The sequence below is a fragment of the Bacteroides sp. D55t1_190419_B8 genome, from assembly GCF_015558905.1.
GTDB classification, from domain to species: Bacteria; Bacteroidota; Bacteroidia; order Bacteroidales; family Bacteroidaceae; genus Bacteroides; species Bacteroides vicugnae.
In genome coordinates this window covers 99,524-124,022 of record NZ_JADMOU010000005.1, presented here as the reverse complement: position 1 = coordinate 124,022, position 24,499 = coordinate 99,524, and the positions used below count along the sequence as shown (strand labels likewise).

Here is a 24,499-nt window from a genome sequence, read left to right as displayed (position 1 = left end):
CATAAATAAGAAATAAGGCACGGATTACACGGATAACACGGTTTTTTAACTATCGTTATTATATAACAACCGCGTAATTCCGTGTAATCCGTGCCTATTTTTTTCTATATAAATCTAATAATTGTAATTCCCTGATATCTATTATATGAAAACAAAAATTTATTTATGTGCGTTGGCTGCTCTTTTCATGATTCCACAGGCAATGACCGCTCAAACTAAGAAGAAAGCTAAAAAAGAAGTAGCTATTCAACTCTATTCTGTCAGAGATATATTGAATAAGGTAGACAATAAAGATGGTAAGTGTGACCCCACTTATACTGCTCTTCTGAAGAAATTGGCAAACATGGGATATACCGGTGTTGAAGCTGCCAATTATAATAACGGTAAATTTTATGACCGGACTCCTCAACAATTTAAGAAAGATGTCGAATCGGCAGGATTAAAAGTCTTGTCTTCACACTGCACGCGTGGACTGTCGAAAGAAGAACTCGCCTCCGGTGACTATTCGAAATCACTTGAATGGTGGGATCAGTGTATTGCCGATCATAAAGCTGCCGGTATGAAATATATTGTAGCTCCGTGGATGGATGTACCTAAGACGCTCAAAGATTTAGAAACGTATTGTGCATATTATAATGAGATAGGCAAACGTTGTAAACAACAGGGTCTGTCGTTTGGGTATCATAATCACGCTCATGAATTTCAGAAAGTAGAAGATAAAGTGATGTATGATTATATGCTGGAACATACGAATCCTGAATATGTCTTCTTCCAGATGGACCTTTATTGGGTAGTTCGCGGACAAAACAGTCCTGTTGATTATTTTAATAAATATCCCGGTCGTTTCAAGATATTCCATGTGAAGGATCATAGAGAGATCGGACAAAGTGGAATGGTAGGTTTTGACGCTATCTTTAAGAATGCAAAAACTGCAGGTGTTAACTATCTCGTTGCTGAAATCGAGGGCTATAGTATGCCGGTAGAAGAGAGTGTGGAAGTAAGCTTGGATTATTTGTTGAATGCTCCTTTTGTGAAGAGTTCATACGCTAAATAACGTGTGAATAGCTAAAATAAAGGCATAAAAAAAGTCTGTGCATGCTTTCGCATGGCAGACTTTCAATTCTCTCTAAGCTGTTTCTGAATTATTCAGCTACAGTTTCAGTTGCAGTGCTATCAGCATTCAAAGAATCTGCTGCTGCGGCTGCTGCTTGTTCAGCTTCAAGAGCTGCTGCTTCTACTGCTGCGATTGAGTCAGCGATACGGATAGAATCTGCAGTTGCTTTTGCTGCGTCAGCTGCTTTGTTACCACATGATGCGAATGATACTGCTACGATAGCTACGGCCATCAAAACTAATTTTTTCATTTTCTTTGCTTTTTAAAAACGTAATACAATCAATTGCTTTATTAAAACGTTGCAAAGGTATGTACTTTTTCAATATGTTGTTCTCGAAACACCAACTTTTTTTATATATTTTTTTGTAACTAGCCACTTTTTCCCCACTTTCGTATGTTTAAAAACATGCTAATCGACAGCAATACTGTTATATAGGTATCTTTTTATGCTTCTTTTGGGAGTTTTTTCAAATTCCGTAGGATAAAGTTGGATTCTGCTGATTTTTTCATAAGCGGCTACATTGCTGTTCAGATTCTTAAGATTTTCATCCATGATTGTTTTCAGGTTATCCGGATTGTTTAATCCGAGAGAATCCAACGCTTCATAATCGGCATAAACGAGTGCTACTAATTTTTTGTTGCGTTCGATAACGAGACTTTCAAGAATGAAAGGTAGGTTATTCAGTTTTGTTTCCAACTCTTCGGGGAAGATGTTCTGTCCGTTTGAACTTAAGATCATGGTCTTGAGCCGTCCCCGGATGAAAATATTCCCGCTGTTGTCCATGTTACCGAGGTCACCTGTACGTAGCCAGCCGTCTTGTGTGAACACTTCCTCTGTTGCTTCCTGGTTCTTGTAATATCCTACCATCACGTTTTCTCCCCGGACTTGGATTTCTCCGGTTTCTGCTTCAGGGTTTTCCTTATAGATACGTGCTTCCATTATATCCAGAATCTTTCCGGAAGAGCCTTGTACAAATTCATCCCAAGGGGCATAGCTGATTAGCGGTCCACATTCCGTCATACCGTAACCGATAGTAAAAGGGAATTTAATTTTGTAGAAGAATTCTTCTACTTCTTTATCCATAGCGGCGCCACCGATAATGATTTCCTTAAACCGGCCTCCCAGTGCATCAATCAGTCTTTTGCGTATCTGGTTGTAGATCTGTGTGTCGAGCAGCGGAATATTGAGTGCCCACTTCATGCCTTTTTTATTAATGAGTGGTTGGATGATATTCTTATATATCTTTTCGATCACTAGCGGGACAGTAATAATAAGGTTGGGTTTCACTTCCTCAAAAGCCTTCATTATAATCTTGGGAGAAGGAGTTTTTCCAAGCAAAGTGACATGGGTGCCGACAGCAGTTGCTGTCAGAAAGTCGAACGCACAGCCGTATGCATGAGCGAGTGGGAGGAAAGAGAGTACCTTGTCTCCCTTTTTAAGAAGTTCGGTGCGGATACCGAAGGTAACATTTCCTGCCAGATTGTTCCCTGTCAGCATCACTCCTTTACTGAAACCGGTGGTTCCGGAAGTATAGTTTAATAGCATCACTTTGTCATTGGATAAAGTGGTATATTGAACATCTTCACGGGCAAATCCTTTCGGATACAAAGAATGCATTTCTTTATCGGTGTTTTTCAGAAACTTCTGTATGGTTTCTCCGTCACGCTGATAAAGACACCGGAAATCGGTCAGTGAGAATACGCCTCGCAGTCCCGTTAGTTTTTCCTCTTCCAGATTGTCCCAGATGCTGTCACTGGTGAACAGAAATACAGATTCGGAATGATTGACGATATGATGAACATCGTTGGGCGTAAAGTCTTGAAGGATGGGGACAATGATTGCTCCATACGTGATAGTTGCCATATAGGCGATGCACCAGTGAGCATTGTTTTTGCCGATAACTGAAATCTTATCCCCTCTGCGGAGGCTACAGTGTTTGAATAACAGATGTAAACGGGCGATTTTTTCAGCTACCTCCCCATAAGTATATTGGGTATCTTCTCCATAATCGGCGTAACAAGGTAGATCCCAATTTTCACGAAAACTATTTTCGTATAGTTTAATGAAATTCTCTTTAATCATTGCACGTTTTTTAGTGAATTGTGCAAAAATAGGAATAAACTTTCGTATCCAAAAGCGTTTTACTAATAATAATGTGTAACTTTGCAAAGTTAATGTGTTTATAACAGCTTATGATAGATACCACTGTATTTCAAAATAAGACAGCCGTTTATTATACTTTAGGCTGCAAATTAAATTTTTCAGAGACTTCAACTATCGGTAAAATTCTGCGTGAGGCAGGAGTCCGGACTGCGCGTAAAGGAGAGAAAGCAGATATCTGTGTGGTAAATACCTGTTCGGTGACGGAGATGGCGGATAAGAAATGCCGGCAAGCGATTCATCGTCTGGTAAAACAACACCCAGGTGCTTTTGTGGTAGTGACCGGATGTTATGCGCAATTGAAGCCCGGCGATGTGGCAAAGATAGATGGAGTGGACGTAGTGTTGGGAGCTGAACAGAAGGGAGAATTGCTTCAATATCTAGGTGACCTCCAAAAGCATGAAAAAGGAGAAGCTATCACTACGGCGACCAAAGATATCCGTTCTTTTGCTCCCTCGTGTTCACGGGGAGACCGTACCCGTTTCTTTTTGAAGGTGCAGGATGGATGTGATTACTTTTGTTCTTATTGCACGATTCCTTTTGCCCGGGGGCGAAGTCGTAACGGGACTATTGCTTCCATGGTTGAACAGGCCCGTCAAGCAGCTGCCGAAGGAGGAAAAGAGATTGTTCTGACCGGAGTGAATATTGGAGATTTTGGTAAAACAACAGGGGAGAGTTTCTTTGATTTGGTAAAAGCGCTGGATCAGGTAGAGGGAATCGAACGTTATCGGATATCTTCTATAGAACCAAATCTGTTGACCGATGAGATCATTGAATTTGTGTCTCACTCCCGTAGTTTTATGCCTCATTTCCATATCCCTTTGCAGTCCGGTTGTGATGAGGTTTTGCAATTAATGCGCCGCCGTTATGACACAGCTCTTTTTGCTTCCAAAGTGAAGAAGATCAAAGAGGTGATGCCGGATGCTTTTATCGGTGTGGATGTGATTGTGGGAACCCGTGGAGAAACGCCGGAGTACTTCCAACAAGCTTATCAGTTTATTGAGAGTTTGAATGTGACCCAGTTGCATGTGTTTAGTTATTCCGAACGTCCCGGAACGCAGGCCCTAAAAATAGAATATGTGGTTTCCCCGGAAGAGAAACATCAGCGTAGTCAACGTTTATTGACACTGTCGGATCAAAAAACGCAGGCCTTTTATGCTCGTCATATTGGGCAGACAATGCCGGTGCTGATGGAAAAATCGAAGGCAGGTGCTCCGATGCATGGATTTACGGAGAACTATATACGTGTAGAGGTGGAAAGCGATGATTCGCTGGATAATAGGGTGGTCAATGTACGTTTGGGAGATTTTAATGAAGAGATGACAGCACTTAAAGGTACAATTCTGATATAAGTATGGGATCGAAACTTATCTACTGGTTGGTATATAGTGGGATGTGGTTGTTTTCGGCACTTCCGTTCCGGGTTTTGTATATGTTCTCGGATTTGAATTATCTGCTGATGTATCATATTGGAAAATATCGCCGGAAAGTAGTTCGGGGGAACCTGTTGAGATCATTTCCGGAAAAAACTGATGCCGAGAGATTGCAGATTGAACGCAAATTCTATCGCTATCTGTCGGATTATATGCTTGAGGATTTGAAATTGTTGCATATGTCTGCCGAAGAGCTTTGTGTGAGAATGATTTATAAGAATACGGAACAATATCTGGAACTGACAGAAAAGTACGGAGGCATTATTGTGATGATTCCTCATTATGCCAATTATGAATGGTTGATTGGCATGGGTGCGATCATGAAACCCGGAGATGTTCCCGTGCAGGTTTATAAACCGTTGAGAGATCAATATCTGGATAAACTTTTTAAGCGTATCCGCTCTCGTTTCGGAGGATATAATATTCCCAAACATTCTACTGCACGTGAAATTATTAAGTTGAAGCGTGATGGAAAAAAGATGGTAGTCGGTCTGATTACCGACCAATGGCCCAGCGGATTTGATAGATATTGGACTACTTTTTTAGGGCAGGAGACTGCTTTTCTGAATGGTGCCGAGCGTATTGCTAAAATGATGAATTTCCCTGTTTTCTATTGCGAACTTAGTAAGAGACGTAGAGGATATTGTGAAGCGGAATTCAAACTAATGACGGAGACGCCGAAAGAAACCAAGGAAGGAGAAATCACTGAAATGTTTGCTCACCGATTGGAGCAGACAATTCGTAGAGAACCGGCATACTGGTTGTGGTCTCATAAACGCTGGAAATTAACCAGAGAGGAAGCTGAACAACAGGAAGAATTGAACAAGAAGAAAGAACAGCAATGAAAGTTTCAGTTGTAATCTTGAATTGGAACGGATGTGATATGCTCCGTACTTTTCTTCCGTCTGTTGTCCGCTATTCGGAAGGAGAGGGGATGGAGGTTTGTGTGGCTGATAATGGCTCTACAGACGATTCTGTGACTTTGCTTCAACAGGAATTTCCTTCTGTTAAGACGATTGTGCTCGATCAGAATTATGGTTTTGCAGACGGATACAATTTGGCATTACAGCAGGTAGATGCAGAATATGTAGTGCTTTTGAATTCGGATGTCGAGGTGACGGAGCATTGGCTGGAACCAATGGTTGCTTATCTGGATGCTCACCCGGAGGTGGCTGCCTGTCAGCCGAAGATACGGAGCCAGCGACAAAAAGAATATTTCGAATATGCCGGGGCAGCCGGTGGTTTTATTGATAAATATGGTTATCCTTTTTGTCGGGGGCGTATAATGGGCGTTGTGGAGAAGGATGAAGGTCAGTACGATACAGTGATTCCTGTTTTCTGGGCGACGGGAGCAGCCCTGTTTATCCGACGCGCTGATTATATGAATGCCGGAGGATTGGATGGACGTTTTTTTGCACATATGGAGGAAATAGATTTGTGCTGGCGACTTCGTTCGCGAGGACGTGAGATTGTTTGTGTGCCTCAAAGTGTTGTCTATCATGTGGGGGGAGCTACTCTTAAAAAAGAGAATCCTCATAAGACTTTTCTTAATTTCCGTAATAATCTTGTCATGCTCTATAAGAATCTTCCACAGGAGGAGTTAAATAAAGTGATGCGTATCCGGGCCTGTCTCGATTATGTGGCAGTGTTTAACTTCTTGTTGCAAGGGCATTGGGACAATGCTCGTGCTGTCATGCGTGCACGAAAAGAGTACCAACAGCTACGTCCTTCATTTTCTTTATCCCGTGAAAAGAATATGAGAAAAAAAACTTTGAATCCGATACCTGAACGGACAAAAAGTAGTATCTTGTGGCAGTTTTATGTGAGAGGATGCAAAAGATTCTCTCAATTGTCGGATTTAAAAGGATAGCAAATGGAAGCAAAGGTTAGAAGAGGCATCGGGCTGGTAGCGCATGATGCGATGAAAAAAGATCTCATCGAATGGGTATTGTGGAATTCGGAACTGTTGATGGGAAATAAATTCTATTGTACAGGTACTACCGGTACTTTGATATTGGAAGCATTGAAAGAGAAGCACCCTGATGAAGAATGGGATTTTACGATTTTAAAATCAGGTCCGCTGGGTGGTGACCAACAGATGGGATCACGTATTGTGGATGGACAGATTGACTATCTGTTTTTCTTCACTGACCCTATGACACTGCAACCGCATGATACGGATGTGAAAGCATTAACCCGCTTGGCTGGTGTAGAAAATATTGTTTTTTGCTGTAATCGTTCTACGGCGGATCATATTATTTCCAGTCCGTTATTTATGGATCCTGACTACGAGCGCATTCATCCGGACTATTCCGGCTATACAAAGCGTTTCCAGGATAAACCTGTGGTGACGGAAGCTGTTGAATCAGTAAATAGAAGAAAAAAGAAGAGAAAATAAGCCGGTAGTTTACGGCTGTGAAAATAGGAGCAGATTTTGCTTAAAAAAGGAATGCAGATGATACGGATTACTTTATTAATATCGTATTATCTGCATTTCGTTATTTATGTTTCATTACCAACAATGTGATATCTTATTTCTTGCTGCAGTGTAGCTCAATTCCTGCGGACTCTATATCTGCTCCCATCGGTGGATTCCGTTTGGAAAGCCGGAGTTCTATTTCTTCAATACAGGGGAATTGGGCAAAGAGTTTTTGTATAATCCGTCCGCTCACGTGTTCCAGCAATTTTGAGGGAATAGCCATTTCATTTTTTATCACCTGATGTACTTCGGCGTAGTTGACGGTGTCGGTAACTTCGTCTGTCCGGGTAGCTTTGCTGATATCCACTTTCAGTTTCAGGTCAATGATATATTCATTTCCGATCAGATTTTCTTGCGGTGCAACTCCATGATAGGCGTAACAACGAATTTCTTTCAAAAGAATATAGCTACTGTTTATCTTCATATATTGTCTTTTTAGTGTGATCTTGTTTGACTTTTAACAGGTCTTTCTGTGCAACCATTTGTGGAATCACTTTTAGAAAGACGGGGGTGAGCAGAATGCAGATACTTAGTGTTATAAGCAAAAGTACACTTGCCTGTGCCCAACTATTGTGAATATAACGGCTGACCAATGGACCTAAAAAATGAAGTATCGGTCCATGAATACTTAAGGTGATGATCGAATATCGCCCTAAGTAAGAAATAACCTTTATTTCCTTTACTTTTTTGCAAAGTAACATAATCATAAATATTCCTGCAAATGCAGCGATATATACTTGAAAAATATTTCCCGTATAGTTGTTGGTGCGCATACCCAATGTGGTAGCGGTAAAGTACATGACTACCAGTGCCAATAGAACGAAAACCGGGATCAACTTGTCGAAACGATGACTGGGATACAGAAAAAAGTTATACCGCCGAATCCAGAAACCGGCTACATAGAAAGGGAGGGCGGTCATGGAAACATCTATATACAAAGGCAACTCTATCTGTAACTTTCCGAGATAAAATCCTGTGCAACCAATCAGGAGTGTGACAGCAAACATGATAGGCAGGTGTTTCTCACGCAGAAAGTGGATCAGATAAAACAGGATATTGCAGTTGAATAGTGCAAGTAGAAACCAAATCGGAGGATTGAACTTGATAAGGTCATGTCCATGAAACACTACCAAGAGCTCATTCCATGATACAGGCAGTTGAAATACCCCGGGTGCTATTTTCCAAACGATATATTTCATTAGAAATGCGCTTAGATAGAAGAAAAGAAAAGGGATAATCAACTTGTTTATTTTCCGTAGGATAAATCCGAACAAGCCTTCGTATGATTTGAAAAATACTCCGGAGATAAAGAAATAAAGCGGCATGCGAAAACAGGAGAGCATGGAATTGGTATCCAGCTGTTCGAAGGCTCCTCCAACGTGCGCTATTACTACAAGGATGATGCAGACTCCTTTGGTTAAGTCCACGAAATCAATACGTCTGCTTTGGTTGCCTTCCATTATCTCTTTTCAATTTCACTTTTCGGCGCAAAGATACTTCATAAATTGGAATAAAAAGAGTTAGTGCCTTTTATCTTATTTATTCGGATCTCTTCCTGTATTTTTTATCAGTTCACAAATCTTATCATTGAGTGTTTTTGCTTTCATCAACTGTTCCAATGTGAGGTGCATCCGGTATCGCCAATAATTTCGTGGATTTGATGGAATATTAATCCGTTCTTCCGCCACATTCGGATTTCTCCACTTCTCGTCTATTGATAACCAATCTTGGAAAGACAAGATGCAGAGAATAGAATTACTGTTGAGATGATTGCGTACAATTTCCTCGCACAACTCGGGAGTAGCAGTGGTTGGTGCAGTACCGTAGTGTCCTAACGTTGCATTATAGTAACGTTGGGTCTGTTGATAATCTTCTTCCCACCAGCCACGCAAGGTAGACATATCGTGGGTGGAGATTGTGCAGACAGACCGGTATGGATACTCATTCAAATGCCCGAATTCATACATTGGGTTTTTAGGCATCCGCTGAATTTCCAAACTGAGAATACGGAGATCATTCATCACTGATGATACACAAGCAGGAATCATCCCCAGATCTTCTCCACAAACCAACATACGGGTGGATTGTGTCAGCTGGGGCAATTTCTTCATGGCCTGTTGAAACCAGAACTCATTGTGTCGGTGGTAATAATACTGGTCGTATAGTTTGTTAAAAGCATTCTTCTCCTCTTCGTTTAGCAATCGGAATACGAAATCTCGTTGTACGCCGATTCGAGGGTGGTATTTCCCTTCCTCTTTTTTGTCCGCAACAAATAAAACGTTGCTGATTAATGAATAAAGCCCTTCCCGAATCCAGATACTATCTTCATCATTTTTGCCGGCAAAGAATTGTTCTACTTCCCTTTGCGTCTCAAATCCCGGTTTCATCCGATAGGTACCGGAGTCGTCAACTAATTGGAGAAAGTCTTGTTTTACCAAGTTGGTATGGGGGCCGAACAACTGTCCAAGGAAAGATTCATGAATAGATGGGAGCAGGTATTCATCCCGGAACGTGAGGCCATAACTTTCGATTTCTTCCCGACTCATGGGGAGAGAAGGATCAAACTGACCTAACAATCCGTGTACGGCGTGCATCGGTATTTCCCAGATACGGAAAAAACCGAGGATATGATCGATCCGGTAGGCATCGAAGTATTCCGCCATTTTCTGAAAACGTTTCATCCACCAGCGGTAGCCGTCTTTTTCCATGACATCCCAGTTATATGTAGGAAATCCCCAGTTTTGCCCGTTGATGGAGAAATCATCGGGTGGAGCACCTGCTTGTCCGTTGAGATTGAAGTAATGAGGTTCTGTCCAGGCTTCTACACTGTTGCGGCTGATACCGATTGGAATATCTCCTTTTAATACAACACCGTGTTGGCGGGCATATTCGGTTGCAGACAGTAATTGCAGGTGCAGGTGATACTGAATATAGTAATACAATGAGATATGAGGATAGTCTACAGTTTCCGGCTGGCACATTTTTTCTATATCTTCCGCATTATAAACAGAGTGTCGTGGCCATTTACGGAAATTGGGTGTTTTGTAGGCGTCGCGCAGATAACTGAAGACTGCATAGGGTTGCAACCATTCTTTGTTGGCTTCAAAGAAGTCTTTGAAACCTTTGGAAGCTAAGACTTTTTTTCCTTCCTGTCGGAATAGTAAGTTGAAAAACTCCCATTTAGTCTGATTGACTGCTTCGTAGTCAATGGCAGGCAGACTGTTCAGTTCTTTTTGCTTTTTGTTGAATTTCGATGCGGCTTCTTTGTCTTTCAGAGTTCCCATTTGCTTGATATCCGCATACATTGGGTGGAAGGCATAAATGGAAATGCTGTTATAGGGGTAAGAGTCGGTCCATGCGTGAGTCATGGTGGTGTCATTGACCGGTAAAATCTGAATAACTTTCTGATGGGTGATTACTGCCCAGTCGATCATACGTCTCAAGTCACCAAAATCACCTACTCCAAAACTTTTCTCTGATTTTAAGGAGAATACAGGTATGGCGATTCCCGCACCTTTCCAGGCGGGAATGTCGAAATAGGCATACCGGTCGGAGATCACGAGCGTTTCGTTTGTCTTCAGTTCCGGGTCTGCCAGATAACGGTTGGGGTTCTTTTCCCAGCAGTCCGCTTTCTTTTCTTGTTTGTTGTAGAGGATGAATTTATATTCCAGCGGGTATTTTAGTTTGCTGGCATCTAATTCTATCTGCCACTCCGGAAAATGGACGTCACTCATTAGAACCGCTTTCTCCGGGTCCCAGTGGCCTAATGATTTCTGGTTACCACAAATCGCCAGACAATAATCTTTATTGATATGTGGAGCATAGGCTTTGATTACCAGGCCCTTCTTATAACTTTGCGGGATACTTTCTCTCTCGGGATGTGCCAGTAAAGCTTCTGTAAAAGCTGAACTATAAAGGTACGACTGTTCCGGAATGTTTTTCCAGCAATCATTGATTCTGTATATCTTCTTGGAAGTGCCTGATAGGAAAATAGATCTTGGAAAACTGTCCCATTCCTTGCGGATAACTATTCCGTTTTGTTCTATCTGATAGTTATAATTGATAGCCATCCCTTCATGGGGGATTTCAAGCTCAACTTTTGCCGTCCAATAGATACCATCGGTGGTGTGTAAAGGAATTGATTCCGGAAATAAGCCGGAAATTCTTACTTCTTCTCCCCAGTTGGTACGGTATTCAATATTAAATGATAGAATCATATATATTAGATTTTAATTGTACATATAAGACACTGCAAGTATAAGACATTTTTTTGAATAAAGATTAAAAGGAGCCGCATTGGACTCCTTTTAATCTTTTGTTTATATATTAATTAACATACGTAGGACTATTATCCACACCTGGAAGCACCGCAAGTTGTACAAATCAGACAGCCTTCCTGATAAACCAATGTCTCATTACCGCAGTTCGGGCATTTCTTACCTTTGGCTTCTGTTCCATCTTGAATATACTTCTTCAATGCACGTTCCACACCGTTTTTCCAAGTGTTGATACTTTCACTGTTTAATTGGAGAGAGCCAACCAGTTTGATAACCTGTTCAATCGGCATCCGGTAGCGAAGCACACCAGAAATCAATTTAGCATAGTTCCAATATTCTTTGTTGAACTTCTCTGACAATCCTTCAATGGTCGTCTTATATCCGCGTTTGTTCTCGAATTGGAAGTCGTAACGTTTGGTACCGTCTTCATCTACATTTTTGATGATACGTCCGCAAGTCACACTCTTAGGTAGCAAGATACCTTCATCATCATCTTGCAAACCTGTGAATATTTCATAAGGGTGTCCATCTAATAATCCGACAAAAGCCACCCATTTTTCTTTGTTGTTCTGGAAACGGACAACATCTGCTTCCAATATTCTCGGACGTACCTCTACAACCGTAGGCGGTTTGCAAGGAGGAAGGTCTTCTTTCTTTTCCTTATTTGATTTAGTGGAAATCAAAACTCCGGAGCGTGAACCGTCGCGATATACGGTACAGCCTTTACAGCCGGATTTCCATGCTTCTACATACAAACGGTTTACTAAATCCTCGTCTACATCATTCGGTAGATTGATTGTTACGCTGATGGAGTGGTCTACCCATTTCTGGATTCTTCCCTGCATCTTCACCTTCATCAACCAGTCGACATCGTTGGAAGTTGCTTTGTAATAAGGAGATTTAGCAACCAGTTCATCAATTTCTTCTTGGGAATAGCGTTTGGCCGGATCGTATCCGTTAGCTTCCATCCAGGTCACAAACTTGTGATGGAATACGATATATTCTTCGAATGCATCTCCTGTTTCGTCTACAAAATCTACATGTACATTCGTATCGTTCGGATTAACCTTTCTTCTGCGTTTGTAAACAGGCAGGAATACAGGTTCGATACCGGAAGTTGTCTGTGTCATCAAACTGGTAGTTCCGGTTGGAGCAATTGTCAGGCAGGCAATGTTACGGCGACCGTATTTCTTCATGTCCTCATACAGTTTCGGGTCAGCTGCTGCCAGGCGTTGGATGAACGGATTATTCTGTTCACGTTCGCTATTGTATATTTCGAAAGCACCACGTTCTTTGGCCATTTCCACTGAAGAACGGTATGCGCCGAGAGCTACTGTCTTGTGTACTTTTTCAGAGAATTCTGTCGCTTCTTCCGTTCCGTAACGCAATCCCAATGCAGCAAGCATATCACCTTCTGCAGTGATACCTACACCAGTACGGCGACCTTGTCCACTCTTCTTGTAGATTTTCTCCCAAAGTGTGCGTTCTGCATGTTTTACTTCTTCATTTTCCGGATCTTCGTCAATCTTGGTCATGATACGTTCGATTTTCTCGAGTTCGAGGTCGATGATATCATCCATGATACGTTGAGCAAGAGCCACGTGTTTCTGGAACAGGTCAAAATCAAAATAAGCATCCGGTTTGAACGGATTCACTACATAGGAATATAGATTGATAGCCAATAGACGGCATGAATCGTAAGGACATAGAGGAATTTCTCCGCATGGGTTGGTAGATACAGTTCTGTAACCCAGATCTGCATAGCAATCAGGCACGGACTCACGGATAATCGTATCCCAGAATAAAACTCCCGGTTCTGCCGATTTCCATGCATTATGAACGATTTTCTTCCACAAGGTAGAAGCGTTGATTTCTTTGGTAAATGTCGGGTTGGCAGAGTCAATAGGATATTGCTGTACATACGGCTTTTCATCTACGGCAGCTTGCATGAAAGCATCGTCCAGCTTGACAGAAACATTGGCTCCGGTTACTTTGCCTTCAGTCATCTTGGCGTCAATAAATGCTTCGGAATCCGGATGTTTGATGGATACACTCAACATCAGTGCACCACGACGTCCGTCTTGAGCTACCTCACGAGTAGAATTCGAATAACGCTCCATAAATGGAACAAGGCCGGTGGAAGTCAGTGCCGAGTTTTTAACGGGAGAGCCTTTCGGACGGATGTGTGATAAATCGTGACCTACACCACCGCGTCTTTTCATCAGTTGCACCTGTTCTTCGTCGATTTTGATAATAGCACCGTAAGAGTCGGCTGCGCCATCCACTCCGATAACAAAGCAATTGGATAGTGAAGCAACCTGATAGTCGTTACCGATTCCTGTCATCGGGCTACCTTGGGGGACGATGTACTTGAAGTGATCTAATAAATCATACAGTTCTTTTGCTGTCAACGCATTCGGATACTTTGATTCTACGCGTGCCACTTCATTTGCAATTCTCCAATGCATGTCTTCCGGGGATTTTTCATAGATATTACCGAAAGAATCCTTTACTGCGTATTTGTTTACCCAAACCCTTGCAGCAAGCTCGTCGCCTTGAAAATATCGTAAAGATTCTTCATAGGCTTCGTCGTAAGAATAAATTTGTTTTTCCACGATTCAATTTGTGTTAAATCTCGTTTTTAATAAGTAATATGTAGAAGTTTACTTATCGTTAACAAATGTAGCCGCAAAGCTAAGAATGTTTTTTCATCTATCAAAATAAAAATGAAATAATTTATTAACAGGTTGCAAGTTTTCCATTTGTTTATGCTAAGTATTTGATAAACAGTTGAAAGTGTTTTTTGTTCAAAGGTTAAAGTTCTCCAAAAAGAAAACTATTCTATTCTGCTAGTGTGGTAGAATATTTTTTTCTTTTTATATCTTTGCAAAAAAAAGATATGTTTGAAACCGTAAAGAACAGAAGAACTATTCGGAAATATCTGCCTAAAGATATAAATCCTGGTTTGTTAAATGATTTGCTCGAAACCTCTTTTCGTGCTTCTACGATGGGGGGAATGCAACTTTATAGTGTAATTGTGACTCGTGATGCAGAAATGAAGGAGAAACTCTCGCCTGCTCATTTCAATCAGCCTATGGTAAAAAATGCACCGGTCGTATTGACTTTTTGTGCTGATTTTCGTCGTTTCAGTAAATGGTGTGAACAGCGGAAAGCTGTGCCGGGCTATGATAATTTAATGTCTTTTATGAATGCCTCCATGGATACTTTGCTCGTTGCTCAGACTTTCTGTACACTGGCGGAAGAAGTAGGACTCGGCATTTGTTATTTGGGGACTACTACTTATAATCCTCAAATGATTATCGATACTCTCCAGCTTCCCGAACTGGTATTCCCTCTCACCACAATAACGGTAGGCTATCCGGATGGTATTCCCGCACAAGTAGACCGCTTGCCTTTGGAAGCTGCCGTGCACGATGAAAAATATCACGACTATACACCGGAAAAAATAGATAAACTTTACGCCTACAAAGAATCATTGCCGGAAAACAAGCAGTTTATCGAAGAAAATGAAAAAGAAACATTGGCTCAAGTCTTTACGGACGTGCGTTACACTAAGAAAGATAACGAATTTATGTCCGAAAATCTATTGAAAGTACTTCGCCGGCAAGGATTCTTTTAAGTATTAAGTATAAAGTATTAAGTATTATCCATGCGGACAAGCTTTATTATGCGGTTTCGCACCAAGGTAATACTTAATACTTTATACTTAATTTCAGTTTCTCTTCTTCAGTAACGACTCTATTTCCTGTACTTCTGCATGAAAGCTCTTGTCTACCTCCAATTGTCCTTTTACGGTTTTGCAGGCGTGAAGTACTGTTGCATGGTCTTTGTTACCGATGAACTTACCTATTTTAGAAGTTGAAAAGTCTGTGTGGTTTTTAGCTAGATACATGGCGATCTGTCGTGCTTGAACGACTTCTCTTTTTCTGGATTTTGTATGTATGGCAGACGGCTCCAGGTCGAAATGTTTGCATACCACTTTGAGAATATCATCAATAGTGACAGCTTTCGTTTCATTGTGAACCACGCCATGTACAATGTGTTGTGCTAAATCCAGGTCTATTTCCTTATTGAAAATAGTAGAACGGGCCATGATAGCGATGACGATACCTTCCAGATCACGTACACTTTCATTCACATTCTCAGCAATATAGTCAATCACTTCTGCCGGAAATTGTAACCCGTCACGGTGTATCTTGTTGCGTAGAATATTTTTGCGAAGTTCTACGGTCGGCTTTTCCAGCTCGGCTACCATACCCCATTTGAAACGGGTCAGGAGGCGTTCTTCGATACCCTGCAATAATACGGGAGCACGGTCCGAAGTCAATATGAGCTGTTTACCATTCTGATGTAAATGATTGAAGATATGGAAGAAATTGTTTTGAGTCTTGGTGACACCGGCAAACTCCTGAATATCGTCAATGATTAATACATCGATCGTCTGATAAAAATTAATAAAGTCGTTGGTCGTGTTATTTCGTACAGAATCCGTATATTGTACCTGGAACAAATGTGCCGAAACGTACAATACTCTTTTCTCTGGATAAATTTCTTTGATTTTTGTGCCTATTGCGTTTGCCAGGTGTGTCTTTCCCACTCCGGATGCTCCATAAAGGAATAACGGGTTGAAAGCGGTCCCTCCCGGTTTTTGCGCTACAGCTTCTGCTACACTTCTTGAAAGTTTATTGCTGTATCCTTCAATGAAGTTCTCAAAATTATAATTGGGATTCAAATGCGGGTCCAGATCTTGAACGGCAGGAGCCTGTAAGAAACTGGGAGCTTTGTTTCCTCCGATTATACTTTTAGGGGTAACAGCTGTAGAACGATTGCTTGCTTCGAGATTCACGGTTTGATTTGGAATCGAAGTCTTGTCCACCATGACGTTGTACATCAACTTGGTGCCTTCGCCAATGACCTTATATAATGTCTTGCGTATTAGATCTACGAATCTCTCTTCCAGAATTTCATAGAAAAACTGGCTCGGGATCTGTAAGATCAAAGTTTTGTCCTCATATTTCAACGGAACAATAGGGGCAAACCAAGTATTATATGTCGTCTCAGGAACATTGTCTTTAATTACGTCGAGACAGCGGTTCCAAAGTACGACATGATTTGATTCAATCATAGTAACTTTTAATACATTTATTAATTAAGCAAAACTTCTACGTTTGCAAAATTGGGAATCTTATTCGGAAAAAACAAATCTATTTTTTCTTGTTTTTTTCATGCGAACAATAATGTGTTTACTTTCAATGACTTATGTATTTGTTGTCGGACGCAGTCTGCTTACCCTCTCTTGCAATTTTATAAGTATTTGTATATTAATGTTTTACGTGCTTGAAATTAGCAATTTTCTCATCTTTGTACGTTTGTACGGGAATATTATTTCGGTTTATAGATAGACATTTGAAGAGCAATCTACTTTCTTTTGAAAGCTCCTTGTTATTTAGATAAAATCTATATAACAAGAATTTGCTACTTATCTTTCTTACCGAATAATGAGAAGTGAACGTATCGTTTCGGATGCTCTTTCAGGTCCTCTAATAAGCTGGCTGCATTTTCTGTTGTAGCGTTCAGATTATTGTATAAAGTCGGGTCGTTGAAGAGCAGCCCGAGCGTGTTATCTTTGCTGTTTAATTTTTCTGTAAGTATTTTTACGTTAGCCAGTGTTTCGTCTATTTTTTTGAAAGTGGCTGCATAATCTATCTCTTTCAAATTTCCGCTGATGACCACAAAGTTGTCTCCGATGGTATTCAGTTTACTTGTGAGTTGGGGAATATCGTTGCTCATTAGTCCTTTCACCTGTGAACTGACTACTGCCAGGTTGGCGGTTGTTTTTTCTATTGAGTGCAGTGTAGCAGGAATGCTTTTGTCACCTAAGATATTGTTCAGGGAGATGAGGATAGAGTCCAGCTTAGGCAGCATCTCTTCCACTTTCGGTATCAGTTGTGCTGCGCTTTCCATCATTCCGTTGTTTAGTGTGCCGGGAATGGTATCTCCTATGGCATATTTTTCACGTGGGTTGTTTGCCAGGAGAATATTCATACGTACGCCTCCCATAAGTTCGGATACGAGTTCGGCGGTACTTCCTTTAGGAATTCGCAGCTCGGTGTCCAGTTCTACTTCAACAATCACATTTCCGGGTTTGACATAATCATAATAGATGTCACGTACAATACCTACACGGACACCGTCGGCAAATACCGGGCTTGATTTAGTGAGTCCGTTTACGTTTTCAAATTTGGCATAGAAATAGCTGGAAGGCTGAAACATGTGTATACCTTTCAGCCAGTTGATTCCATATATAAGCACACATAGTGCAACGATACCTGCAATACCTATTCTGACTTCTTTTGTAATGTACTTCATTTTATCTTTTTATTTATTTTTTCTTTTCTTGAATTCGGCAATCGCTTCATTGATGTTCATTTTCTCTCCATTTCGGAAAGCGATGATGAAGGCATCCTTGAATTGTGCCGTAATGGTGCGCTTCGTACGCAACACCTTATTGTAATCGGCGGAGGATCCATACGTGTATTTGTATATTCCCCCTTCCTTATAATAATCTACGTCTTTCAGTCCTTTCAGCCGTTTGTCGTTTTTGGCGAGAGGCTTGGAAGAAGTGAGTATCTGTATCTTAAACGTAATTTCACTGTCATTGGTTGCGCTTTCTGCTACAATTGGGCGCTTCGGTGCTGTTTTTGCTGTTGCGGCAGGTTTGGTTTTTGCTTCGGCTAGTAATTCTTGCTGTTGAGGAGCTGTGTTTACGCTTTCAGTATCCTTTTGGGCAATTTTCGGGGCGTTGTCTTCTTCCTGCTCGGTTGGGATAATCGTTTTGCTGACTCCCGTAAGGCGTAACTCATGTTCTCGTTTGTAATTCAGGAAAGCCCGGTAAATACCTTTGGCCATACTTCCGGCCCCTTCTTCGGAATTCAGATAGCGTTCTTCTTCCGGAGTAGAAATAAATCCCAATTCTATTAGAATGCTTGGCATCGCACTTGCTTTTAAGACGAGGAATCCTGCTTGATGCACTCCCCGGTCTGCCCGTTTACAGGTTTGGCGGAACTGTTTTTGCATCAGCGAGGCCAAGTGTACGCTCTGTTCCATATATTTATCCTGCATGAACTCAAATATAATATATGATTCGGCAGAGTTCGGATTGAAACCGGCATATCTTGTTTTATAATCACTTTCGTAGAGGATAACGGAGTTCTCCCGCTTGGCAACTTCCAGGTTAGCGTCTGATTTGGCCAAACCTAGCGTCCAGGTTGAAGCCCCTTTGGCTGTACGGTTGTTTGCCAGTGCGTTGGTGTGAATGGAAATAAAGAGATCCGCCTTTGCGTTGTTTGCAATTTCTGCCCGCCGGTCCAAAGGAATAAATACATCTTTGCTACGGGTGTAGATCACTTTGACGTCGTCGCAGTTTCTCTTGATTAGATTTCCCACTTTCAGGGCAACGTTCAGATTGATATTTTTCTCTTTCGAGATTTTGCCTATAGCACCAGGGTCATGTCCACCATGTCCGGCATCGATAACTACTACGAAATCTTTCCCCCATAAGTGGTTGGTACATGAGGGTAGAAAAAGTAGCCAGAGGCAAATGAATATGTATAATATGTACGGTCTATTCAGTTTCATATCTATAATACGGTGCAAATGTAGTAGAAATTTGTAGAAAACTCATGATTTGCCATTAAGTTTTGTGTTTTTTTCGGTTTAATGATAGCTTTTTTCCCGAAATCTCCGTTACTTTGTGCTTCGAAGTTAAAATGTACGACGATGCTTAAGTTTTTGAAGAATTGGACGTTACCTATTGCTATGCTGGTAGGTGCTGCAGGTTATCCGCTGTTTATCAGTCTTTCTTTTCTGACTCCCTATCTTATTTTTACAATGTTGCTATTGACCTTCTGTAAGGTATCTCCTCGTGATTTGAAGCCTAAACCTCTCCATATGTGGTTGTTGTTGATTCAGATTGGCGGGGCGTTGGCTGCTTATCTTTTGCTTTATCGCTTTGATAAAATAGTAGCAGAGGGAGTGATGGTTTGTATAATTTGTCCGACGGCTACAGCTGCTGCGGTGATTACTTCCAAGTTGGGAGGGAGTGCAGCCAGTCTGACCACTTATACATTGATAGCAAATATTGGAGCGGCTATTGCTGTGCCTATTCTATTTCCTTTGGTGGAGGTGCATCCTGATGTCACTTTTTGGGAAGCGTTTTTTGTTATTTTGGGTAAGGTGTTTCCGTTGTTGATTTGTCCTTTTTTGGCTGCCTGGTTGTTGAGCAAGTGTTTGCCGAAAGTACATCAGAAGTTATTGGGTTATCATGAACTTGCTTTTTATTTGTGGGCTGTATCTTTAGCTATCGTAACTGCGCAAACATTGTATTCCTTGCTCAATGACCCGGCGGATGGTTTTACGGAAATCATGATTGCTGTCGGTGCACTGATTACCTGTTGTTTGCAGTTCTTTTTGGGGAAGACAATCGGCTCGATTTATAATGACCGTATCAGTGGTGGGCAAGCACTTGGGCAAAAGAATACGATTCTGGCTATTTGGATGGCGCATACTTATTTGAATCCATTGTCTTCTGTGGCTCCCGGTTCGTATGTGTTATGGCAGAATATAATCAATTCGTGGCAGTTGTGGAAAAAGAGAAAGAAAGAGATAAAATAGTGAATAATTAGGGATTATATGATTACTATAAGGATAGCTTTAAATACGGATATAGAGGAAATTCAGTCTCTATATCGAAACACGGTGTTAGTGATAAACAGGCGTGACTATTCACAGGCAGAGGTTGAAGATTGGGCATCGTGCGGAGATGATCTTTCTAAAATAGAGGATATGATAAAGACTCACTATTTTATTGTAGCTGTTAATCAACGGTCACAAATCGTTGGTTTTTCATCTATTACGTCTCAAGGCTATTTACATTCTATGTTTGTTCACAAGGATTTTCAAGGTAAGGGTATTGCCACGATGCTTTTGGAAGAAATAGAACGGTATGCAATTACAGCCGGCATTGTGCGGATTACATCCGAAGTGAGTTTAACAGCTCGTCCTTTCTTTGAAAAAAAAGGTTATGTAGTAGAGGGAGAACAAAAGCGCAAAGCGAATCAGCTTTCTCTTACTAATTTTAGAATGGCAAGGGAGGTGGCTAAAATTAAGTTATGATGGTCGTATTCCTGCTTGTGGTGTCTTTTGTGGGGGGCATATATACGAGGGAAAAAAGACTTTGCAGAGGAGTCGAGCTAAATAGTTCTCGTTGTGAAAAATGCAAAACATTTATAATAAAAAGATTACAGATTGAGTTTAGTACGTTCCTTTGTTTATATATCCAAAACGGACTAAACTTCTTTGTCTTGACAGCAAGATAGGTGCTGGTGAAAAGAAAAAATACCTTTGTTTTCTTTTCGCCAGCATTATTTTTGTACTTTTGTCGCATATAACAAAGCGCAAATGGGTATAAATCAGAATTATAGAGAAGCAGTAAAGACCATAAAAGAAGCTATCCTACGCAGCCAGTACCGTGCAGCCGCATCGGTGAACAAGGAACAGCTATCTCTTTATTACGGCATCGGACGTTACGTGTCGGAAAATTCTCGTACAGGCTTCTGGGGGAAAGGTGCGATTGAACAAATATCTTCTCTGTTGCAAAAAGAATTGCCGGGGCTAAGGGGATTTTCAGCAACAAGCATAAGAAATATGCGTATTTTTTATGAGGAGTGGGATAAGGTTTTAAATCATCCGCCGTTGGCTGATGATTTGGTGTTGAATGAAAAATTGCTTCTTGTAGAAATTCATCAGCCACTGGCTGATGAATTTAACTGGTCAGACTTCCTTTCAATCGGCTTTAGTCATCATACCGAAATAATATCCAAAGCTAAGACTTTGGAAGCAAGGCTGTTTTATATACATGAGTGCGCCACTCGCTATTGGAGTAAGTACACTTTAAGGGATTACTTAAAAGCAGACCTGTACAGCCATCGGGGAACTTTGCCTAACAATTTCGCACAAACATTGCCTGATACTAAGCAAGCTTTAAAAGCTGTTTGTTCATTTAAAGATGAATACTTGCTTGATTTCATCAATGTGGAGGAACTGAATGAGCAAGAAGAGGATTTGGACGAAAAGATAGTGGAAAAGGCAATTGTCGCCAATGTGAAGAAGTTCATCATGACCTTTGGGCAAGATTTCAGTTTTATAGGCAATCAATATCGCATGGAGGTTGCAGGTGAAGAAATGTTCATTGATTTGCTCTTTTTCAATCGGGAGCTTAATTCCCTGGTCGCGGTCGAACTTAAATCCGGAAAATTCCGTACATCTTATTTGGGGCAGTTGAATACTTATCTATCCGCCTTAGATACATATATCAGAAAGCCGCATGAAAATCCCTCTATAGGAATAATTCTTTGCAGGGAAATGAATCAAACCTTTGTAGAGTTTGCAGTTCGTGATTATAACAAACCGATGGGAGTTGCTACATACCGTGCGTCCAAGGATATGCCGGAGCGACTTCGTAACGCTCTGCCGGACATTGAGGATTTGAAAAAGCTATTGTAAGGAAAAAGTCTTATTTATTTTTTGGGCAGGTAATTGCCTTTTGTTACTTTTGCACACGAAGCCCACCACTAAACGAATTTCTTCGTTTTTTTGTTATTATTTTGTTACCCACTGTTAGTAATAGGTGGGCTTTTATTTTGATAATCAGGTTTGTATGCTATTATATATAATGTGGAAGAATATTATTAATTCGTGGCAGTTGTGGAAAAAGAGAAAGAAAGAGACTGAGATTTCTGCATAATACTAAAAAAACTGGGATTGAAATTAAGGGCAAATGTGATGGAGCAAAAGATATTTGAAATAGAAGACTTAAAAGAACTGGAAGAATTTTTGCAATCCCAATCAGAAATAGAACAGTTGCGCGAACGCTTGTTTGCCAAGTTTCTGAAATATGCGGATTATAAAAATGCCGGAGAATGGAATAAAGCCGTTCGTCTTTGCGAGAGCCTGGCTATTATCGGCTGGGGAAATCACGAACCTGTCGAAGCATTGAGAGGGCAATTCTTTAATGGAAACCCCGCGACTTGTTTTCAAAATAAATTTGGAGAAACTCGTTTTGTCGATGCCATTTGGTCGAAAAGAGTCAACGGTTTTACTATGGAGCAGGGAAGAACAAGCTATTGTTCGAGTCCTGACGACCCGAATCAAAAGCAATCTGTGTCTTGGAAATATGAGATAAAGGAAGATATACAAGATATAAGACTTGAAAGCCAGCGAAACTGGATTCCTAAAAATCCGGTTTGGATAAGGAGGACAATTGATAACTGTTATGAAAACTCCAAAGCAGTAATCGAGAGTGTTGATAAAGAATTGAAACCGGAGTTGGATAGAAGGATGCGCCCAGAGATGTACGGACGTACTATTAATCGAATTATAATTAATTGTTCGTATAGCTATTATGATCATGACCATTGTAAAACAAACTATATCATTGCTGATGAAAAGTTGAAATTGAAACAAAAAGATTTCTATCGGACATTGCTCACTATGTTTACCAGGCAAGAAATAGAGAAGAATGGATATTATCTTCGCAATCGTTTTGAATTTGGACCATTCAGGGCAGATACCGGGAAAATTAGAATCGGACTATGCCTTGAGAAAGAATTCAGTGAATTGAGTCATGCCAAACAGAAATCGAAGCTAAGCGAATATATTCTGCTTGCTCTGAACCATGTTACCAACAAGCTGAAAAAGAAGAAGCTGGATTATGACTTTGACTTGATGCTTGAAGATTTTAATTCAATACTGGCTGAGTGGAAAGCATGAAAGATATTATAGAGTTATTATGCTTTGATGATATTATAATAACATGGAAGTAATCTTTTGTGTCAGTTATATTTTAGAATTGGTTTTGTTATCTTTGCGCCGAAATATTGTAACATACAAGAAAACAAAACATGAAAAATAAAGCTGTTGTAGTTGTTGTTTTCTGCAAGAAAAATATGACGAACAAGGTCGGTCAATTGACAAGCGACCGGGATTTGAAATACTCTATAAAGATTTTCAGGACTACGAATATGATGCGAATGGCAACTGGATTGAAACAAAGAATTTCAAAGATTATGTTGATTCAGGCACAGGACTCGGGCATATACTGAAACCTTATGTGGAGCGTGTCTTTACTTATTACGAAGAATAAAAACTTTAAATAGTTAGAGTTAAGGATTACCCCTTAGAGTAGAAAATAACTATCATAACTCTCATTCTTTTTGCTAATATAGTTATTATCTGATGAATAAGAATGATAGATGTTTCTGAAATTTTGTATCTATCATATTTTCTTCATGAAATATGGGTATCTATCATTCTTATTCCACTGTTTTTGTTGTTTAATCTTTCATGGCATTAACCCGCACATAAATTTTATGACTGCCGCTTCCAATGGTGTCAAGTACTCCTTCCTTCACCCATCCGTTCAATTCATTCAGTGCTTTGTTCTTTAGTAGTCCCGTTAGTTGCGTATACTCTTTGCGTCGTATCATCGGTCGTTCATCCAGAAATTTCTCCAGCCTGCGCCGGCGTTCTTCCACCGGAACTTCGGCGGAATGTGCAAATCCCGACTTCGCTTTTTCCACAAATCCGCGAACCTTCTTTCGGAAAGAAGATGATGGACGAAAATTTACATTATCGAAATAAATGGACTGTGCATGTATCTCTTTGGCATCCATCACCGGGCGTGCTTTTAACTTGGCTGAAAAATATCCAAGGTTCCCCAACTGGACGTGGTGTCCGCTGACTAAATATTCGGATATTTTATTTTCAATAGCTAGCTGAACTCCTTCAATGTCTGCCGGTGTAAAACTGGAAGCTTGAGCGATCTCTTTTACAATTTGTTGAAAGTCGATGGTTCCGTTCGATACGATGCGGGGATATAACGGCTGTTCGTCTTCGTCTTCTTTCGAAGACGGCTTTTTGCGAAAATCATACTTTGCGTACATGTCTTTTCTATTA

General features: G+C 40.7%; 21 protein-coding genes. 11 read left to right on the top strand and 10 right to left on the bottom strand.

Annotated elements, in window-relative coordinates; genetic code table 11:
* Positions 1–145: 145 nt before the first annotated feature.
* Complete coding sequence (locus I2I13_RS06505) at positions 146–1,054, top strand: sugar phosphate isomerase/epimerase (RefSeq protein ID WP_195649134.1); 909 nt, start codon at positions 146–148, stop codon at positions 1,052–1,054.
* An 88-nt stretch (positions 1,055–1,142) separates the two neighbouring features.
* Here I2I13_RS06505 and I2I13_RS06500 read toward each other — a convergent pair whose 3' ends face one another.
* The gene (locus tag I2I13_RS06500; protein ID WP_004306615.1) at positions 1,143–1,364 is read right to left on the bottom strand and encodes a hypothetical protein; all 222 of its coding nucleotides are present in this window, start codon (positions 1,362–1,364) and stop codon (positions 1,143–1,145) included.
* Positions 1,365–1,523: 159 nt separating this feature from the next.
* Complete coding sequence (locus I2I13_RS06495) at positions 1,524–3,197, bottom strand: long-chain fatty acid--CoA ligase (protein ID WP_074638121.1); 1,674 nt, start codon at positions 3,195–3,197, stop codon at positions 1,524–1,526.
* 110 nt (positions 3,198–3,307) lie between these two features.
* Here I2I13_RS06495 and mtaB point away from each other — a divergent pair, with 110 nt between their 5' ends.
* Genes mtaB through I2I13_RS06475 form a run of 4 tightly spaced genes read left to right on the top strand, consistent with a single transcriptional unit; the run spans position 3,308 to position 7,106 of the window.
* Positions 3,308–4,627, top strand: coding sequence for a tRNA (N(6)-L-threonylcarbamoyladenosine(37)-C(2))-methylthiotransferase MtaB (gene mtaB / locus I2I13_RS06490; protein WP_148365221.1), 1,320 nt, complete (start codon positions 3,308–3,310; stop codon positions 4,625–4,627).
* A 2-nt stretch (positions 4,628–4,629) separates the two neighbouring features.
* A complete protein-coding gene (locus I2I13_RS06485; protein ID WP_074559138.1) occupies positions 4,630–5,553 on the top strand; it encodes a lysophospholipid acyltransferase family protein in 924 nt (307 codons plus the stop codon).
* Positions 5,550–6,578 carry a glycosyltransferase family 2 protein gene (locus I2I13_RS06480; RefSeq protein WP_074638124.1) on the top strand — a complete coding sequence of 343 codons (1,029 nt, stop codon included), beginning with the start codon at positions 5,550–5,552 and terminating at the stop codon, positions 6,576–6,578. Before I2I13_RS06485 ends, I2I13_RS06480 begins: the two co-directional genes overlap by 4 nt.
* Before the next feature lie 3 nt (positions 6,579–6,581).
* Complete coding sequence (locus tag I2I13_RS06475; RefSeq protein WP_074559136.1) at positions 6,582–7,106, top strand: methylglyoxal synthase; 525 nt, start codon at positions 6,582–6,584, stop codon at positions 7,104–7,106.
* Between the two features lie 133 nt (positions 7,107–7,239).
* Here the strand turns inward: I2I13_RS06475 and folB are convergent, their stop codons facing one another.
* From folB to I2I13_RS06455, 4 genes are all read right to left on the bottom strand, one after another.
* A complete protein-coding gene (folB, locus tag I2I13_RS06470) occupies positions 7,240–7,611 on the bottom strand; it encodes a dihydroneopterin aldolase (RefSeq protein ID WP_148365219.1) in 372 nt (123 codons plus the stop codon).
* Entirely contained in the window at positions 7,595–8,647 is a 1,053-nt protein-coding gene (locus tag I2I13_RS06465; protein ID WP_074559134.1) for an acyltransferase family protein, read from the bottom strand. The genes folB and I2I13_RS06465 overlap by 17 nt, the downstream gene beginning before the upstream one ends.
* Before the next feature lie 75 nt (positions 8,648–8,722).
* Positions 8,723–11,404 carry a 4-alpha-glucanotransferase gene (locus I2I13_RS06460; RefSeq protein ID WP_195649133.1) on the bottom strand — a complete coding sequence of 894 codons (2,682 nt, stop codon included), beginning with the start codon at positions 11,402–11,404 and terminating at the stop codon, positions 8,723–8,725.
* Positions 11,405–11,535: 131 nt separating this feature from the next.
* The gene (locus I2I13_RS06455) at positions 11,536–14,079 is read right to left on the bottom strand and encodes an adenosylcobalamin-dependent ribonucleoside-diphosphate reductase (RefSeq protein WP_074559132.1); all 2,544 of its coding nucleotides are present in this window, start codon (positions 14,077–14,079) and stop codon (positions 11,536–11,538) included.
* Between the two features lie 284 nt (positions 14,080–14,363).
* Between I2I13_RS06455 and I2I13_RS06450 the strand changes: the two genes are divergently transcribed.
* A complete protein-coding gene (locus tag I2I13_RS06450; RefSeq protein WP_074559158.1) occupies positions 14,364–15,104 on the top strand; it encodes an NADPH-dependent oxidoreductase in 741 nt (246 codons plus the stop codon).
* A gap of 93 nt (positions 15,105–15,197) precedes the next feature.
* Here the strand turns inward: I2I13_RS06450 and dnaA are convergent, their stop codons facing one another.
* The 3 genes from dnaA to I2I13_RS06435 all read right to left on the bottom strand — a co-directional run bounded on the left by dnaA (position 15,198) and on the right by I2I13_RS06435 (position 19,123).
* Positions 15,198–16,610 carry a chromosomal replication initiator protein DnaA gene (gene dnaA, locus I2I13_RS06445; protein ID WP_074638126.1) on the bottom strand — a complete coding sequence of 471 codons (1,413 nt, stop codon included), beginning with the start codon at positions 16,608–16,610 and terminating at the stop codon, positions 15,198–15,200.
* Positions 16,611–16,960: 350 nt separating this feature from the next.
* Complete coding sequence (locus I2I13_RS06440; RefSeq protein ID WP_074638127.1) at positions 16,961–17,854, bottom strand: MlaD family protein; 894 nt, start codon at positions 17,852–17,854, stop codon at positions 16,961–16,963.
* 9 nt (positions 17,855–17,863) lie between these two features.
* A complete protein-coding gene (locus I2I13_RS06435) occupies positions 17,864–19,123 on the bottom strand; it encodes an N-acetylmuramoyl-L-alanine amidase (protein ID WP_148365217.1) in 1,260 nt (419 codons plus the stop codon).
* 81 nt (positions 19,124–19,204) lie between these two features.
* Between I2I13_RS06435 and I2I13_RS06430 the strand changes: the two genes are divergently transcribed.
* From I2I13_RS06430 to I2I13_RS06410, 5 genes are all read left to right on the top strand, one after another.
* Positions 19,205–20,158 carry a bile acid:sodium symporter family protein gene (locus tag I2I13_RS06430; protein WP_195649132.1) on the top strand — a complete coding sequence of 318 codons (954 nt, stop codon included), beginning with the start codon at positions 19,205–19,207 and terminating at the stop codon, positions 20,156–20,158.
* Positions 20,159–20,176: 18 nt separating this feature from the next.
* On the top strand, positions 20,177–20,659 hold the full coding sequence (locus I2I13_RS06425; RefSeq protein ID WP_195649131.1) for a GNAT family N-acetyltransferase: 483 nt from the start codon (positions 20,177–20,179) through the stop codon (positions 20,657–20,659).
* Between the two features lie 285 nt (positions 20,660–20,944).
* Entirely contained in the window at positions 20,945–22,048 is a 1,104-nt protein-coding gene (locus I2I13_RS06420; RefSeq protein ID WP_148365214.1) for a YhcG family protein, read from the top strand.
* A gap of 279 nt (positions 22,049–22,327) precedes the next feature.
* Positions 22,328–23,314 carry a hypothetical protein gene (locus tag I2I13_RS06415; protein ID WP_195649188.1) on the top strand — a complete coding sequence of 329 codons (987 nt, stop codon included), beginning with the start codon at positions 22,328–22,330 and terminating at the stop codon, positions 23,312–23,314.
* 131 nt (positions 23,315–23,445) lie between these two features.
* Positions 23,446–23,646, top strand: a complete 201-nt coding sequence (locus tag I2I13_RS06410; RefSeq protein WP_195649130.1) for a hypothetical protein — start codon at positions 23,446–23,448, stop codon at positions 23,644–23,646.
* 231 nt (positions 23,647–23,877) lie between these two features.
* Here I2I13_RS06410 and I2I13_RS06405 read toward each other — a convergent pair whose 3' ends face one another.
* Positions 23,878–24,486, bottom strand: a complete 609-nt coding sequence (locus I2I13_RS06405; RefSeq protein WP_004306640.1) for an HU family DNA-binding protein — start codon at positions 24,484–24,486, stop codon at positions 23,878–23,880.
* Between the last annotated feature and the right edge of the window lie 13 nt (positions 24,487–24,499).